Source organism: Lentzea xinjiangensis (genome assembly GCF_900110955.1).
GTDB classification, from domain to species: domain Bacteria; phylum Actinomycetota; class Actinomycetes; order Mycobacteriales; family Pseudonocardiaceae; genus Lentzea; species Lentzea xinjiangensis.
Genome location: NZ_FOFR01000002.1, coordinates 698,786 through 714,508 on the forward strand (window position 1 = coordinate 698,786; position 15,723 = coordinate 714,508).

Annotated in this window: 15 protein-coding genes; 7 read left to right on the forward strand and 8 right to left on the reverse strand. The window is 70.4% G+C overall.

Annotated elements, in window-relative coordinates; all coding sequences use genetic code 11:
- Nucleotides 1-236 precede the first annotated feature (236 nt).
- The gene (locus tag BMW88_RS08770) at nt 237-1,934 is read left to right on the forward strand and encodes a substrate-binding domain-containing protein (protein WP_089950064.1); all 1,698 of its coding nucleotides are present in this window, start codon (nt 237-239) and stop codon (nt 1,932-1,934) included.
- Between the two features lie 81 nt (nt 1,935-2,015).
- On the opposite strand, the gene hpt is transcribed toward BMW88_RS08770, so the two are convergent.
- The 4 genes from hpt to dacB are packed head-to-tail and all read right to left on the reverse strand — an operon-like array spanning nt 2,016 to nt 6,481.
- Complete coding sequence (gene hpt, locus BMW88_RS08775) at nt 2,016-2,564, reverse strand: hypoxanthine phosphoribosyltransferase (protein ID WP_089950065.1); 549 nt, start codon at nt 2,562-2,564, stop codon at nt 2,016-2,018.
- A 17-nt stretch (nt 2,565-2,581) separates the two neighbouring features.
- A complete protein-coding gene (gene tilS / locus BMW88_RS08780; RefSeq protein ID WP_089950285.1) occupies nt 2,582-3,493 on the reverse strand; it encodes a tRNA lysidine(34) synthetase TilS in 912 nt (303 codons plus the stop codon).
- Nucleotides 3,490-4,533, reverse strand: coding sequence for a zinc-dependent metalloprotease (locus BMW88_RS08785; RefSeq protein ID WP_089950066.1), 1,044 nt, complete (start codon nt 4,531-4,533; stop codon nt 3,490-3,492). Before BMW88_RS08785 ends, tilS begins: the two co-directional genes overlap by 4 nt.
- 28 nt (nt 4,534-4,561) lie before the next feature.
- On the reverse strand, nt 4,562-6,481 hold the full coding sequence (gene dacB / locus BMW88_RS08790) for a D-alanyl-D-alanine carboxypeptidase/D-alanyl-D-alanine endopeptidase (protein ID WP_089950067.1): 1,920 nt from the start codon (nt 6,479-6,481) through the stop codon (nt 4,562-4,564).
- A gap of 1,624 nt (nt 6,482-8,105) precedes the next feature.
- Here dacB and BMW88_RS08800 point away from each other — a divergent pair.
- Nucleotides 8,106-8,612, forward strand: coding sequence for an inorganic diphosphatase (locus tag BMW88_RS08800; RefSeq protein ID WP_053738779.1), 507 nt, complete (start codon nt 8,106-8,108; stop codon nt 8,610-8,612).
- 54 nt (nt 8,613-8,666) lie between these two features.
- On the opposite strand, the gene BMW88_RS08805 is transcribed toward BMW88_RS08800, so the two are convergent.
- Together BMW88_RS08805 and BMW88_RS08810 are read right to left on the reverse strand one after the other, a co-directional pair.
- A complete protein-coding gene (locus BMW88_RS08805; protein WP_089950069.1) occupies nt 8,667-10,307 on the reverse strand; it encodes an MDR family MFS transporter in 1,641 nt (546 codons plus the stop codon).
- 2 nt (nt 10,308-10,309) lie between these two features.
- A complete protein-coding gene (locus BMW88_RS08810; RefSeq protein ID WP_245777640.1) occupies nt 10,310-10,825 on the reverse strand; it encodes a MarR family winged helix-turn-helix transcriptional regulator in 516 nt (171 codons plus the stop codon).
- Between the two features lie 175 nt (nt 10,826-11,000).
- Between BMW88_RS08810 and BMW88_RS08815 the strand changes: the two genes are divergently transcribed.
- The 3 genes from BMW88_RS08815 to BMW88_RS08825 all read left to right on the forward strand — a co-directional run bounded on the left by BMW88_RS08815 (nt 11,001) and on the right by BMW88_RS08825 (nt 13,263).
- Nucleotides 11,001-11,453 (forward strand): DUF4442 domain-containing protein, encoded by a 453-nt coding sequence (locus tag BMW88_RS08815; RefSeq protein ID WP_089950070.1) that lies wholly within the window; start codon nt 11,001-11,003, stop codon nt 11,451-11,453.
- Nucleotides 11,454-11,552: 99 nt separating this feature from the next.
- The gene (locus BMW88_RS08820; RefSeq protein WP_089950071.1) at nt 11,553-12,281 is read left to right on the forward strand and encodes an excalibur calcium-binding domain-containing protein; all 729 of its coding nucleotides are present in this window, start codon (nt 11,553-11,555) and stop codon (nt 12,279-12,281) included.
- A 10-nt stretch (nt 12,282-12,291) separates the two neighbouring features.
- Nucleotides 12,292-13,263, forward strand: a complete 972-nt coding sequence (locus BMW88_RS08825; protein WP_089950072.1) for a TIGR03617 family F420-dependent LLM class oxidoreductase — start codon at nt 12,292-12,294, stop codon at nt 13,261-13,263.
- Here BMW88_RS08825 and BMW88_RS41745 read toward each other — a convergent pair.
- Nucleotides 13,245-13,418: a hypothetical protein gene (locus tag BMW88_RS41745; protein ID WP_177221001.1), complete on the reverse strand. Its 174-nt coding sequence runs from the start codon at nt 13,416-13,418 to the stop codon at nt 13,245-13,247. The two genes, BMW88_RS08825 and BMW88_RS41745, sit on opposite strands and share 19 nt — an antisense overlap.
- A gap of 144 nt (nt 13,419-13,562) precedes the next feature.
- Between BMW88_RS41745 and BMW88_RS08830 the strand changes: the two genes are divergently transcribed.
- Together BMW88_RS08830 and BMW88_RS08835 are read left to right on the forward strand one after the other, a co-directional pair.
- Nucleotides 13,563-14,159 carry an ArsR/SmtB family transcription factor gene (locus BMW88_RS08830; protein ID WP_177221002.1) on the forward strand — a complete coding sequence of 199 codons (597 nt, stop codon included), beginning with the start codon at nt 13,563-13,565 and terminating at the stop codon, nt 14,157-14,159.
- On the forward strand, nt 14,156-14,908 hold the full coding sequence (locus tag BMW88_RS08835) for an SRPBCC family protein (RefSeq protein ID WP_177221003.1): 753 nt from the start codon (nt 14,156-14,158) through the stop codon (nt 14,906-14,908). Before BMW88_RS08830 ends, BMW88_RS08835 begins: the two co-directional genes overlap by 4 nt.
- Here BMW88_RS08835 and BMW88_RS08840 read toward each other — a convergent pair.
- Nucleotides 14,884-15,702 carry an endo alpha-1,4 polygalactosaminidase gene (locus tag BMW88_RS08840; protein ID WP_089950074.1) on the reverse strand — a complete coding sequence of 273 codons (819 nt, stop codon included), beginning with the start codon at nt 15,700-15,702 and terminating at the stop codon, nt 14,884-14,886. The genes BMW88_RS08835 and BMW88_RS08840 overlap by 25 nt on opposite strands.
- Nucleotides 15,703-15,723: the final 21 nt, after the last annotated feature.

The following is a 15,723-nucleotide window of genomic DNA, read 5'->3' on the forward strand; positions in this document are numbered from 1 at the left end:
GCTGGTCGGGTACTGAGCAACCAACGGGTGGGGGCGGTTCCGGGTTCCCGCGCGTGACCCCTGCCACGCATGTTCACGCACTTTGGTTCATCCGGAACAATTGCAGCCACCCAGACAAGTGACGCAGGTCACGCTATCTCAGTACGTTTGTTGGTCCCATGTCATCCTCGTGCATCACCCGAGTGCTTCCCCCACCACTCGAAAGAGTGAATAAGTGACCGAAGGTAAGTAACTGTATGTCAGCACGTCACACGTCCCCCGGCTTGTTCCGGAGGGTGGCCCTCCCGCTGGCCGCCCTGCTCGGAGTCGTCGCGGCGGCAGGCGTCACAGTTGTGGCACTCCGTGTCACCAGCGGCGCCGACTGCTCCGGCGCACTGCCCCTGAAGGTCGCGGTCACCCCGGCGGCACTGGATGTGGTGAACGCGGCCGCCCAGGACTACCAGCGGTCCCAACCGGTCGTGAACGGCCGGTGCGTCCAGGTCCAGGTCGAGTCGCGCAACGCGGCCGACGTGGCCAACGAGCTCCCCACCGCGCAGATCAACCCCCACTCGCTGTGGATCCCCGACTCCTCGATGTGGGCCGCCGAGGCCCAGCGCCAGGCGGCCGAGACCGGCCCGGAGGCGCCGAAGCTCGACATCAAGCCCTCGCTGGCGACCAGCCCGCTGGTGATGGCCGGGTCGGCGCAGGCGATGTCCAAGATCGGCTTCCCGGTCACCCCCGTCTCCTGGGCCAGGGTCGTCGACCCGAAGGTCCAGGTGACGATGAGCGACCCGACGATGACGTCGGAGGGCCTCGCCTCCCTCTTCGTGATCCGCACGCTGCTGGGCAACCCGGACGGGACGCCGAAGCCGGAGCTGGTCGGCACCCTGCTGCGCGTGGGGCGCAGCGCCGTGCCGTCGGTGCGCGACTCGTTCGGCCGGGTCACCACGGACGCGGAGAAGGCGCCGCTCTTCGCCGCCACCGAGCAGTCGGTCGTCGCCAACAACCGCTCGGTCAAGGACAACGCCGTCCTGGGCGCCCCGCCCAAGGAGGGCACGCTCTCGTTCGACTACCCGCTGGTCCGGGTCTCGCGGCCGAACGAGCCGGAGGGCATCGGCGAGGCCGCCGCGGAGTTCGAGAAGACGCTGCGTTCCGCCGAGACCTCCAAGCGCTTCGGCGAGGCGGGCTTCCGCACGGTCCAGGGCGCCGCGCCCGCCAAGTGGTCGACCGACGTCGAGGGCGTGCAGGCCGGTGACGTGAAGCTGATCGAGACCCCGGACGCCGACCAGGTGTCGGAGCTGCTGCGCACGTGGGGCGCCATCAGCCTGGACATGCGCATGCTGACCGTCATCGACGTCTCCGGCTCGATGATCGAGAAGAGCGGCAACGGCAGGACGCGGGTCGAGGCGGCCACCGCGGCGTCCATGACCGCGCTCGGGATGCTGCCGGACACCACCCAGATCGGCCTGTGGGCGTTCTCGACCGACAAGAAGCCGCCGAACGACTGGATCGAGCTCGTCCCGATCGGTCCACTGGGCGAACCCATCGCCGGCGTGGCGCGCCGCAAGCGCCTGGAGGCCGGCGCGAGCCAGCTCCCCGGCCTGGTCGGCGGCGGCACGGCGTTGAACGACACCACGCTGGCGGCCTACCGGCACGTGCTGTCCGGCTACGACCCGTCGAAGGTCAACTCCGTGGTGCTCATGACCGACGGCCGCAACGACGACATCTCGTCGATCGACACGGCCGCGCTGATCGAGACGCTGAAGCGGGAGTCGGACCCGGCCAAGCCCGTGCCGATCATCATGGTCGGCCTGGGTGACGAGGTCGACATGGACGCGCTGCGGTCGATCTCCGCCGCCACCGGCGGCAAGGCCTACCAGGCGCCGAACCCGGAGGACATCCGCGGCGTGCTGCTCGACGCCGTCTCGCAGCGGCGGTGCCGCCCGAACTGCTGATCGGCGACGCAACGCGGGGGCCCCGCGTTTCCCAGGAGGAAACGCGGGGCCCCCGCGTTGCGTCGGCAGGCGAGCGGAAGGTCAGTTCGAGTAGACCTTCGGGTCCAGCGTGCCGATGTAGGGCAGGTCGCGGTACCTCTCGGCGTAGTCGAGGCCGTACCCCACGACGAACTCGTTGGGGATGTCGAAACCGACGTACTTCACCGGCACCTCGACCTTCACCGCGTCGGGCTTGCGGAGCAGCGTGCACACCTCGAGCGAACGGGGCCTGCGCGACTGCAGGTTCTTGAGCAGCCACGACAGGGTGAGCCCCGAGTCGATGATGTCCTCGACGATCACCACGTTGCGGTCGGCGATGTCGCGGTCCAGGTCCTTCAGGATCCGCACCACGCCGGAGGACGACGTGGAGGAGCCGTAGGACGAAACGGCCATGAACTCGAGCTGCACCGGGACGGGCAGCGAACGGGCGAGGTCGGCCATGAACATCACTGCGCCCTTGAGCACGGTGATCAGCACGAGGTCGGAGTCACCTTCTGGGTGATCAGCCGCGACCTGCTTGGCGAGTTCGGTGACCTTGTCGCTGATCTCCTGCTCGGTGATGAGCACGGATGCGATGTCGCCGTCGTACACGGACAGGTCCCCTCTGCTTAAGACTGTGGTTCCACAGCGAGCCTGCCATGCGCGCGCCGCACGACAAAGCCGCCAGGTAGCCAAACACCGCCCTGACCGCGCCATTCACTCACCAGTGCGTCCACGCGCCGCAGGTGCGAATCGGACAGTTCAGGCACGCCTTCGTCGATGAGCCACGACCTGAGCACCCTGCGTCGCAACGCCGTGGGCAGCTCGCCGATGTCGTCGACGGCACAGCAGTCGCCGCTGAACGCCGAAGCCAGGGAGTCGAGTGCGTCACAGTCCTCGCGTAGCTGGGCCGCCGTGCGCGCCAGCGACGCGGCGACGCCGCCCTGCAACACCTCCTCCAGCAGCGGCAGCACCTCGGTCCGCAGCCGCACGCGGGTGAAAGACGGGTCCTGGTTGTGCGGGTCCTCCCACACCTCGATGCCCTGCTCCGCACACGCGGCACGGGTGACTTCCCGTGGCACGCCGAGCAGCGGACGTCCCCAGGGCGGGTCGTAAGCGCGCATGCCGGCGATCGACCGGGGACCGGATCCGCGTCCCAGGCCGAGCAGCACGGTCTCCGCCTGGTCGTCGAGGGTGTGGCCGAGCAGCACGACACCGCGCGACGGCCTCAGCGCCGCGTAGCGGGCGTTGCGCGCCGCCGCCTCCGGCCCGCCGGGCCCCTCCACCCGCACCGCTTCCACCCGCGCCACGAGACCGAGGTCGGCGCACTGCCGGGCCGCCCGCAGCGCCACGTCGGCCGAGCCCGGCTGGAGGCCGTGGTCGACGACCACCGCGGACGCGCCTGGCGCCAGCCGCGCCACGCAGGCCGCCAGCGCGAGCGAGTCGGCGCCGCCGGAGACCGCGACGGTCACCGCCTCCGGGCACACCTCGTCGAGGAACCCGCGCACCGCCGTCCTGATCCGCGCGACCGGGCCGTTCACGGTGCCACGCGGCGCAGCCACGTCATCGGTTCGGCGATCTCCGCGCGGGTCGGCAGGGTGTCGGCGGACGTCCAGATCGCGTTGAACCCGTCCATGCCGACGCGCTCCACGACGTACTCGGTGAACTCGGCGCCCTCCGCGTACTGGCGCACCTTCGCCTCGACGCCGAGCACCGTGCGCAGGATCCGGTCGAGCAGGCCACCACCCTTGCGGCGGGCGGTGAAGCGGCTGCGGATCGTCGACACGGACGGCACGACGGCCGGGCCGACCGCGTCCATCACGTGGTCGGCGTGGCCTTCGAGCAAAGTGGACAGTGCGATCAGCCGGTCCAGCACTGCTTTCTGCTGCGGCGACTGGATGAGCTCGATCAACCCCATCGGACCGTCGCCCGCGCGCAGCTTGTGCCGGAAGTCGCGGATCACGTCGGGCAGCGGCGCCCGTTCCTCGTCCATTGCGGACAGCAGACCGGTGACCTGGTCGGAGAAGTACTTCCGCAGCCACGGAACCCCGGTGAACTGCAGGCGGTGCGTGCACTCGTGCAGGCACACCCACATCCGGAAGTCGTCCTCGGGGACGTCCAGGGCCTGTTGCGCGCCAACGATGTTCGGCGCGACGAGCAGCAACCGCCCGGCGAGCTGCTCGTTCGGGCTGAACGGGTCGTACTGGCCGAGCACCCGCGAGGACAGGAACGCCATGACGACACCGGCCTGCACCCCGGCGGTGCCCGCGAGGATGCTCGCCATCGGACCGTTCTGGCGCGGCATCGCGGGCCCGGTCAGCGCGGCGAGCCCCTGCGCGGCGGCCCTGACCCACGCGGGACGGTCGACGACCTCGCCCGGCAGCAGCGGCAGCCCCTGCCCGAGACCGGTCAGCTCGCGGACGTGCACCTCGGCCTGCGGCGCGAGCTCGCGCAGTCTGCCGACGACGTGGTCCGCCTCGTCCCTGCCGATCACCGGACCCGGCCGCACGAGCCGCACGGCGGTCGAAACCGCCAGCTCCCAGTCCACCGGGCCGAGTTCTGCCTCCGTCGCGCCGTTCACGGTTCCGACGCTACCTGCGCGCGCCCCGCTACGAACAGCCACAGCCTCGCAACGCGGCGGCGAGCACGTCCAGCGCCGGCCGCACCTCGGTCTCGGGGTTGCCGCTGCTGCCCGACATGAACGCGAACACGAGCACCCGCCCGTCCACGTCGACGACCACGCCGGCGAGCGCGTTGACCGCGGTGAGCGTGCCGGTCTTGGCCCGCACCCAGCCCTTGCCGTCCGCCGCGGGACCGCCGTAGCGCTCGGCGAGCGTGCCGCTGCCGCCCGCCACCGGCAGCGCCGTCAGCAACGGCCGCAGCTTCGCGGTGCGCGGGTCGTCCACCGTGGGCTTGGCCGCCGCGGTGAGGACGTCGGTGAGCAGCTTGGCCGGGATCTTGTTCGCCGCGGAGAGCCCGCTGCCGTCGACGAAGCTCGCCCCGGTGAGGTCGAACCCGTTCTTGGTCAGCACGTCCCGCACGGCCTTCACCCCACCCGTGAACGACGGCTCGTTGCCGGTCTTGATCGCGATCTCGCGGGCGATCGCCTCGGTGAGGACGTTGTCGGAGATCTGCATCATGTTGTCGACGAGCTGCTCGACCGGAGCCGACCTGACCTCGCCGAGCACCTGCGCGCCCGCCGGGGCCGTGCCGGCGGTGGCCGCCGCGGCGCCGACGCGTTGCGCGAACGCGTCCGCCGCGGCCTGGGCCGGGCTGCCGGTGCGCACACCGTTCGTGTTGGCCTGGTCGACCCGTCCGCCGTCGAGCATGAACGGCACGATCGGCGCGACCGAGCCCCCGCCGATGTCGCCCGGCTCCCACTGCGGCCCGAGCGCCTCGCCGGTGTAGCGGCTCAGGTCGAAGAGGACCTTGGTGACCGGCCCCTTCTGCTTGACCTGGCCCGCCAGGTCGTCGAGCGTCGCGGCACCGGGGTAGACCGACCGGCCGGGCACGCCGGAGATCGTGGGGTCACCGCCACCGACGATGACGACGGTGCCGGGCTCCGCCCCCTGGACGACCTTGGTGCTGAGCCGGTCGGTCTTCTCGAGGCTGAGCAGCGCCGCGGCCGCCGTGAGGATCTTGAGGCTGGACGCCGGCGTCGCGGGCGTGGTGTTGGCCTGCTGCCACAGCAACGCACCGCTGGCGGGGTCGACGACGCTACCGGTGAGCGGCCCGAGTACACCGTTGGCCGCCGGACCGGCGAGAGCCCGCTGCACACCGGCCGGACTGGGCGCCGGCGCACCCGCGGTGGCGGCTTTGACGAGCGGCTGGACGACGGCGGGCGGAGCCGGCGGCCTGGTCTCGACCGCCTCGGCGCCGCCCAGCTCGTTGACCGCGTAGACGGCCGCGCCGGCCAGCGCGGCGACCACGAGCAGGCTGAGGACGACGAGCAGGGGCTTGCGGCTCTTCTTCGGCTCGTCGGTGGTGAGCCGGTCCTCGGGTTCCTCGTCGTAGCCCGTGACGGGGAGGTCTTCGCGCTCGGGCTTGGGGGCGGGGCGCTGGGGCTGGCCGGGGCGGTGCTGGTCGGGGCGGTGCTGGTCGGGGCGGTGCTGGTCGGGGCGCTGGGGCTCTGGGCGCTGGGACCCGTTGGGACGTTGCGGCTGGTCTGGGCGGGGTGGCTGTGGGCGCTGGGACTGCTCGAAGCGCGACGGTTCCTGGCGCTGCCACTCCTGGCGCTGGGGCTCCTGGCCGGTCTGCTCGTGCCTCAGCGGTTCCCGGCGCGTCGGCTCGTGGCGCTGGAGCTGGTCGACGCGCATCGTCGGGACGGGCTGCGGCTCGGGGCGCTGCTGACGCTGGTCAGGACGCTGCTGCTCACCGCGTTGCTGCTGCTCGACGCGCGGCCCAGAACGCTGCTGGCCGGAACGCTGCTGGTCCGGACGCTGCTGGTCCGGCCTGGCCGTCTGGTCGAACCACGACCGCTCCGACTGCGGTAGCTGGTCGACCCGCGCCGTCTTGGCGTTGGCGACCATGCTCGCGCGAGGGTCCCCTCCCTGGGGTCCCCCGATTTCAACTTTGCCAGGTGGGACCGACAGTTCGGTCGTCTTCTGGTCACCCCTGTGGACAACTTCGGATCTGTGGACAACTTCGCCGCCGCGAGCTGCCTCGGGCTGGGCAGCGGCCTCGCCCCTGCGAGCCGCCTCGGACTTGGGAGCCGCCTCGGACTTGGGAGCCGCCTCGGGCTTGGGAGCCGCCTCGGCCTTGGGAGCCGCCTCGCCTCCACGGGCCACCTCTGGCTTGAACCCAGCCTCACCTCGGCGGAGCACTTCAGGCTTGAGAGCAGCCTCGCCACTGCGGGTGCCCTCGGACTCGGAAGCGACCTCACCCCCGCGGTCCACCTCGGTTCTGGGAGCGACCTCGCCCCTACGCGCCGCGTCGGGCCTGGAGACAGCCTCGCCCCTGTAGGCCACTTCGGACCGGGGAGCGACCTCACCTCTGCGGGCCATCTCAGGCGCAGGAGCAGCCTCGCCGTTGTGGACCCCCTCGGACCGGGAAGCGACCTCACCCCCGCGGGCTCCCTCGGACTCGGGAGCGACCTCGCCTCTACGGGCCGCCTCAGGCTCGGGAGCGACCTCGCCCCGACGGGCCACCTCAGGCGCAGGAGCAGCCTCGCCCTTGTGGACCCCCTCGGACCGGGAAGGAGCCTCACCTCGACGAGCTGCCTCGGCCTGGGAAGCAGCCTCGCCTCCACGAGCAGCCTCTCCACCAGAAGCGGCCTCGCCCCTACGAGCCGCCTCCGGCTTGCGAACGGCCTGGCCCCCAGGAGCCGCCTCGGGCTTGGAGCCGGCCTCGCCTCCACGAGCGGCCTCGCCTCCACGAGCGGCCTCGCCTCCACGAGCGGCCTCGGCCTGGGAAGCAGCCTCGCCCCTGGGAGCGGCTTCGGACCGGGAAGCCTCTCCTCCGCGAGCCCCCTCGGACTTGAGTCCGGCCTCCCCCGGGCGAACCACGTCGGGCGTGGCGGCCGCGTCAGGCTTCGAGACCACCCCGGGCTTCGAGACCACACCGGGCTTGGGAACCACGCGGGTCTGGTCGCCCCTCGGCTCCACGACCGCCGCGGGCTGCCGGGCGCTGCCGCCCGGCGCGATCCGCACCGGCGCCGCACGCAGCGCCTCCCCGGAGTCCGCCGGACGCGCGGAAACCGGGACCGCCCGAGGTTGGCCGCCTTCCGCACCAATCCCCGAGTGAGACTTCCCACCCGCTGACCTGCCCGAACCCGCTGCGGAACCACCCGCAGAACCACCGGAGGACCCACCGGACCCACCGGGCCGGGAACCGGCACCCGCCGCCGTCTGCCGGACGGGCGACGAGCGCGGGGGCTCCTGTGTGGACGGTGCGGCCAGGACCGGGGCCAGGGGGAACCGCATCGTCGGCTGCTCGACGGGAGGGCGGTTGACCTGCAGCGTCGACTCCGAGGGCGCGCCGGCCGATCCGGCGTCGTCGTCCTCGGTCGGCCACTGGGGCTCGTCCGGCAAGTGGACCTCCGTCAGCTCGGTACGGGCAATCTCACACCCTCCGGCCGCCGCTCCGATGAGGGTTGACAGGGCGTCGTGGTCCACACTAGTGGGCGTCACGAATGGGCTACATGAGCGAGGACCAGTGGAGTTCGACGTCCTGATCGAGATCCCCAAGGGCGTGCGCAACAAGTACGAGGTGGACCACAAGTCTGGTCGCATCCGCCTCGACCGCACGTTGTTCACGTCGACGCAGTACCCGGCTGACTACGGGTTCATCGAGAACACCCTGGGTGAGGACGGCGACCCGCTGGACGCCCTCGTTCTCGTCCAGGAGCCGACGTTCCCCGGCTGCCTGATCGCGGCCCGTGCCATCGGCATGTTCCGCATGACCGACGAGAAGGGCGGCGACGACAAGGTTCTGTGCGTCCCGGCCTTCGACCCGCGGCACGAGCACCTGCGCGACATCCATCACCTGGCGGAGTTCGACCGCCTGGAGATCCAGCACTTCTTCGAGGTCTACAAGGACCTCGAGCCCGGCAAGAGCGTCGAGGGCGCGACCTGGGTGGGCCGCACCGAGGCCGAGGCCGAGATCCACCGCTCCTACCAGCGCCTCAAGGACGCCGAGGCGCGCGGCGAAACGCTGCACTGAACACACGGGAAAAGGGGGCCGCGCGCAGCGCGGCCCCCTTTTTCACGCCCTGACTCAGACCGCGACGGCCTCCGCGTCCGCCACCCGCTCCAGGCCGGACCTGGTCGACAGCGGCTTCTCGCGCAGGAACCACACGAGGACGAACGCCGCCACCATCACGATCCCGCCGGTGAGGAACACCAGGTCGATCGCGCTGGAGAAGCCGTCGAGGAACGGCCGCGCCAGCACCGGGTCGAGGCCGTTGAGGAACTCGGTGTTGTTGATGTCCACGCCGGTGCCGCCGCCCTGGAGCGTCTTCGCGAACTCCGGGTTGTGGGTCAGCGCCACCTTGAACGCCTCGGTCTGCATCGCGGTCCGCAGGCCCTCCGCGATCTTGTCGCCGACCGTGCTGAACAGGATCGACAGGAACACCGCGGTGCCGACGGTGCCGCCGATCTGGCGGAAGAACGTCGCCGAGGCCGTCGCCACGCCCATGTCGCGCGGCTCGGAGTCGTTCTGGATCGCCAGCAGCAGCGTCTGCATGCACTGGCCCAGGCCGGCGCCCATGACGAACATGTAGATCATGGTCAGCCAGTTCGGCGTGTCCGTGCCGATCGTGCTGAACAGGAACAACGCGATCGCCATCAGGCCGGCGCCGATGATCGGGAAGATCTTGTAGCGGCCGGTCGACGAGGTCACCTTTCCGGCGATCGCGGTGGCCGACATGATGCCGAACGTCATCGGCAGCAGCATCAGCCCCGCGGTGGTCGGCGAGACGCCCTTCACGATCTGCAGGTACAGCGGGATGGAGACCATGCCGCCGAACATGCCGATGCCGAGCACGAAGTTGATCGTGTTGCCGAGCGCGAACGTGTGGTTGCGGAACAGCCGGATCGGCAGCAGCGCCTCGTCGCCCATGCGGCTCTCGACCCACGCGAACGCCACCAGGCCGAGCACGCCCACCACGTACATCGCGATCGAGGTCGGCGACGCCCAGCCCCACTCGCGGCCCTGCTCGGCCACGATCAGCAGCGGCACCAGGCCCACGGTCAGCGCGATGGCGCCGCCGAAGTCGATGCGGTGGTTCACCCGGTTGTGCGGGATGTTCAGCACGCGGGCGACGACGAACAGCGCGAGCAGCGCGATCGGGACGTTCACCAGGAACACCCAGCGCCACCCGGTGACGCCGAAGAACGTGTCGAGGCCGGCGAAGACGCCGCCGATGACCGGGCCGAGCACGCTGGCCGAGCCGAACACGGCCATGAAGTAGGCCGAGTACTTGCTGCGCTCACGCGGCGAGATGATGTCCGCCATGATCGCGAACGCGAGCGACATCAGACCGCCGGCGCCGAGGCCCTGCACCGCGCGGAACGCCGCGAGCTCGTACATCGACGTCGCGATGCCCGCGAGCAGCGAGCCGAGCAGGAACAGCGAGATCGCCGCGAGGTACATCGGCTTGCGCCCGTAGATGTCGGACAGCTTGCCGTACAACGGGGTCGTGATGGTCGCGGTGATCAGGTAGGAGGTCGTCGCCCACGCCTGCAGCGTCTGGCCGTGCAGCTGGTCGGCGATGGTCTTCATGGCGCTGGCGATGATCATCTGGTCCAACGCCGCGAGGAACATGCCCAGCAGCAGGCCGGACAGCACCGTCAGGATTTGGCGATGCGTCAGGGAGACCCCTGGCGCGGGTGTCGCCGCATCGGTCGTCTGTGACATCTCTAGTCTTCCCCTCCTGCGCGGGTCCCCGTCCCGCGGTCGGTCAAGAGCGCCGGAATCTTGCGCTCGTAGTCGTGGACGAAGCGTTCGAACAGGTCCGCGAAGCCCTTGAACTCCTCGTCGGCCCAGTCCGCGAACACCTGCTGGATCGCCTCGTTGCGCTCCCGGCGTCGGTTCAGGATCAGCTCGCGGCCCGCTTCGGTGACCGCGAGAACGCTGGCCCGGCCGTCCGCCGGGTCAGCACGCCTCTCGACGAGCCCGTCCTTCACCAGTCCCGCCACCTGGCGGCTGACCGTGGACGGGTCGGAGAGGACCGCCTCCGCGAGCGAGCTCGAGCGGCACTCACCGAGACCGGAGAGCGTCGCGAGGAGCACGAAGGCGGACTTGTCCATGCCCTGCTTGGCCATCTGGTGTGCGACCTGGGCGTGCATCTTGTTCAGCCGCACCATCGCCATGCCGACCCGATCCGCGAGCTCGAGCTCCGGATCGACGCCAGTGCACCTGCCCGGATCGACCACCTGACACCTCGTTGCTTGTATCACCCAATTAGTTGCTCTGTACAAGCATCCATCCCGGTTCGACAGAACGCAAGTGAGTTCCGAGTCTCACTCCACCGCGGAGTGGTACGGACGCGGACGGTGGTTGTTACCGACAGGTAGCTGCGTTGGGTTACTCGCCGGTAGCATCCCTCTCATGAGCCAAGACGTGTCGTTCGTCGCCGACGCCATGAAGCAGGCCGTGCCGTGGGTGAAGACCACCGGCATCGAGTTCGAGGAGGTCTCCGCCGACCGCGTCGTCGCGTCGCTGCCGGACGACGAGACGCTGCGCAACCACGTCGGCGGCCCGCACGCCGCGATGATGTTCGGCCTCGCCGAGACCGCGTCGGGCGCCGTCGTGATGGCCGCGTTCGCCGCCCACCTGGACAAGGCCACGCCGCTGGTCGCCAAGGCGGATATCGCCTACAAGAAGCTCGCGCTCGGCGTTCTGCGCGCCGAGGCCGTGCTGGGCCGCTCCGCGGACGACGTGCTGGCCGACCTGGAGTCGGGCACGCGACCGGAGTTCCCGGTGAGCGTCACGATCACCAACGCCGAGGGCGTGACCACCGGCGAGATGACCGTCGTCTGGACGTTGAAGCCCGCACGCTGAACTGGGCGTCTCCGTATTTCAGTTCGGACTACCGATGAACCGATCCGGGCCAAATACGTAACCTTGGCCGCACCGCGCCTACCAGGCATTCTCGGGGCCATGTCGGGGTGGAGAACTGTGGGCGGCGGGGTCCTGCTGGTCGTGCTCACCGCGGGATGCGGCGCGCAGGCGCAGCAGTCGACCCCCATCGCCGTGGAGAAGCCCGCCGAGGACGTGCCGGTCTCCTCGCCGACATCGGTCTCCGTGCCACCCGCCCAGCTCGGCATCAGCGTGACGTCGATCGTCGACGGCCGTTCGGTGCTGCTGTCCGACGGGTCGAAAGCCGAGGTCGGCGGTCTCGCCCAGCCGGGAGCGTGCTGGGCGGAGGCGGCCGCGAGCTTCGCGAAGAGCATGCTGCTGAACCAGCAGGTGCGCTACGACCGGACCACCGGCGCGCTCAGCCTGGCGGACGGCACGGACTACGCGTTGCTCGCACTGGGCAACGGCGCCGCGCGCACCGCGGGCACCCCGACGGCGGCGCAGGCGGAAGCCGAGGGGGCCGCGCAACGGGTGCCGATGGGCCTGTGGGGCCCGCCGTGCGGCGGCAAGGACGCCACCGAGACCCCCGCCCCTCCTCCCCCGCCGCCTCCGGCCCCGGTCCCCACCACGGCAAAACCGAAGCCCACGACCACGACGACGCAGCCCGGACCGAGGCAGGTCTTCTACGCGAGCTGCGACGAGGCCAGGCGGGCCGGCGCGGCACCGCTGCACTGGGGTCAGCCCGGCTACCGCGTCGAGCTCGACGAGAACCGCAACGGCATCGCCTGCGAGTACCGGCACCGCCAATAACCTCAGCGGCATGAAGCTGGACAGCAGTGCCGTCGACTACACCCCCGCCGCCGCCGGGTCCCTCGCGAAGAGCGCGGAGGACCACGGCTACGACGGGTTCTGGCTCGCCGAGACCAAGCACGACCCGTTCCTGGCGCTGGCCGGCGCCGCCGCGGCGACCGAGCGGATCGAGCTCGGCACGGCGATCGCGGTGGCGTTCGCGCGCAACCCCATGACCATCGCCACCACGGCGAACGACCTGCGCCTGCTGTCCGGGGGCCGCTTCAGCCTCGGCCTGGGCTCGCAGGTCGAAGCACACATCACCAAGCGCTTCGCGATGCCGTGGAGCAGGCCCGCCGCGCGGATGCGCGAGTTCGTGCTGGCCGTCCGGGCGATCTGGCACGCGTGGGAGACGGGCGGGCGGCTGGCGTTCCGCGGCGAGTTCTACAAGCACACGCTGATGACGCCGTTCTTCGATCCCGGCCCGAACCCGCACGGCACCGCGCCGATCTACCTGGCGGGCGTCGGCGAGCGGATGACCGAGGTGGCGGGCGAGGTCGCGGACGGGTTCCTGTGCCACAACTTCACGACCGAGCGGTACCTGCGCGAGGTGACGCTGCCGGCGCTGGAGCGCGGCCGCGCGAAGGTGGGCAAGTCGCTGGCGGGCTTCGAGATCAGCGGGCCGGCGTTCACGGCCTCGACGGACGAGGAGGTCGCCGCCGTCAAGCGGCAGATCGCGTTCTACGGGTCGACGCCCGCCTACAAGCCGGTGCTGGACCTGCACGGCTGGGGAGCGCTGCACGAGGAGCTGCACCGCATGTCGCGGCGGCAGCAGTGGGCGGAGATGAGTGAGCTGATCACCGACGAGGTGCTGGCCGAGTTCGCCGTCGTCGGCTCACCGGAGACCGTCGCGGCCGCGCTTCTGGACCGCTACGGCGACGTCGTCACCCGGATCTCGCCGTCGGGGAACGTGCTCGCGAAGGCTCAGCGACCCCAGAAGTGACTCAGCCCCTGACGCGCCAGCTCGGCGTGAAAGGCGTCGAGCTCGGCGCGCACCCTGGCGACGCCCCTCTTGCGCACCCACCTGCGTCTGCCCACGTTGGCCGCGGTCAGGGCGAACGGCAGGGCCAGCAGGGTCAGGACCAGCATCATGATCATCTCGTCTCCTCAGGGGTTGCGAACAAGCAACGACCAATCGAGACATCGCTTACGGTACCGCCTCCAACGCCACTCGGGTGGAGCAAAGCCACCGACAGCTAGACAGTTCTTGACTAAATTTGTTTTCGGTGTGACGCTGGTGCCATGTTCGAAGTGGCGGTGATCGAAGACCCCTCCGCGGCCGAGGTGTCGCTGGACCCGGTGCGAGCGCGGCTGCTCGCGGAGCTGGCAGAGCCGGCATCGGCGACGATGCTCGCCGCGAAGGTGGGTCTGCCCAGGCAGAAGGTGAACTACCACCTGCGCGCGCTGGAGCAGCACGGCCTGGTGGAGCTCGTCGAGGAACGGCGCAAGGGCAACGTCACCGAGCGCCTGATGCAGGCGACCGCGGCGTCCTACGTCATCTCCCCGACGGCGCTCGCGGCCGTGCAGCCGGATCCGGCGCGCTCACCCGACCGCCTGTCCGCACGATGGCTGCTGGCCGTCTCGGCCAGGCTGGTGCGCGACGTCGGTTCGCTGATCACGGGTGCGACCAAGGCGAAGAAGCGGCTCGCGACCTTCGCCCTCGACGGCGAGATCCGGTTCGCCACAGCGGCAGACCGCGCGGCATTCGCCGAAGAGCTCGCCACGTGCGTGACGAAGCTCGTCGCCAAGTACCACGACGAACAGGCCGAAGGAGGGCGACCGCACCGAGTCGTCGTCGCCCTGCACCCGAGCGTGAGCGCCAAGGAGGAGGAGTCGTGACCCGCGAGTTCGAGATCAAGAAGGAAGTCGAGGTCGAGGGGACCCCGGAGCAGGTCTGGGAGGCCATCGCGACCGGGCCCGGCATCGACTCGTGGTTCATGGGTCCCCACACCGTCGACGGGCGCCTCGGCGGCCGCATGTCGATCGACATGGGCTTCTTCCAGGAGGCCTCGACGATCACCGCCTGGGAGCCGGGCAAGCACCTCGCCTACGAGAGCGACAAGGGCGAGGACGGCACGTTCCACGCGATGGAGTTCCTCGTCGAGGGCCGTGACCAGGGCTCGACCGTGCTGCGGTTCGTGCACAGCGGCATCCTCGGCGACGGCTGGGGCGACGAGTACCTCGACCAGAGCTCCAAGGGCTGGGACATGTACCTCTTCACGATGGCCCAGTACGTCAAGCACTTCGCTGGCCGGCCCGGCACCTACGTGTTCGCGCAGTGGCCGCAGCAGCCGGAGGGCGCCGACAACTGGCCGGTGCTGATGCGGGCGCTCGGCATCCCCTCGGACGCCGAGGCCGGCTCGCCGGTCACGATCGAGCCGTTCGGCGTCACCGGTGTCGTCGACTACGTCGTCCGGCACGACGCGCACAACTTCCTCGGCGTGCGCGGTCCGGACGGGCTGTACCGCTTCCACGGCACCAGCGCCGTCGGGCACCACCTCTTCGGTGACGCCACCGGGCAGGCCGAGAAGTGGCAGGCGTTCCTCGATCACGCTGTCGGGAATCAGGCCGGCGGGCAGGCCTCGTAGACGTAGTCCGGGTGCCCGTACGGCACCACGGCCCGGTCGCGGCGGATGACGGAGACCCGTCCGCCGCGATCGGTGCAGGACTTCCGGAACGCCTCGTCGGTGTACTCGATCTGGAAGTACTTGTCCCCGAACGCGTCGGCGTAGGGGGCGCACTCGTCGTTCGCCTGGCAGTCCTCGGTGATGGCGAAGTCGAACCCGATGTACTTCTTGCCGGAGTCGCCCAGCTCGCCGCCGTTCTTCTGCGCGACCGCGAGCCCCTTCTCGTGGGCGTGCCGGACGAACGACTTCATGAACTCCTTGGTGGCGTTGATGTCGAACGCCCCGGCGGCACGCGTGTGCGAGTCGAGGTTGTCCGCCTCGATCGCCTGGTAGCGCGACGTCTTGCACCCGTCGATCCACTTCTTCTGGATCTCCAGGATCTTGCCGCGCTTGTCGGCGGTGGAGATGTCGAGGATGCCCTCGTCCCACTCCGGGTCGATCACCGGCTCGCCGTCCGGCTTCTTGACCAGCAGGTCGCCGTGGTGCTGCCGCCACCAGCTCAGGCCGCCGTCCATCGGGTCCGGCTGCGTCTGCAGGGCGTTGAGGTAGCAGATGTTGTAGCGGTCGCCGACGGGACTCTTGCCGCGGTCGCGCACGACGATCTTGACCCGCGCCTCCGGCTGGTAGACCCCGCCGATCTGGTAGTCGAACTTCCCGCCGGACGGCGGCAGCTCGACCGGCGGCAACTCGGGTTCGCTCGCGCTGCAGGAGGCGACGAGCAGGAGCAGTGCGGCAGCAGCCGCGGCTGGCTTCATGCGCGGCAGTCTGCCAGTCGC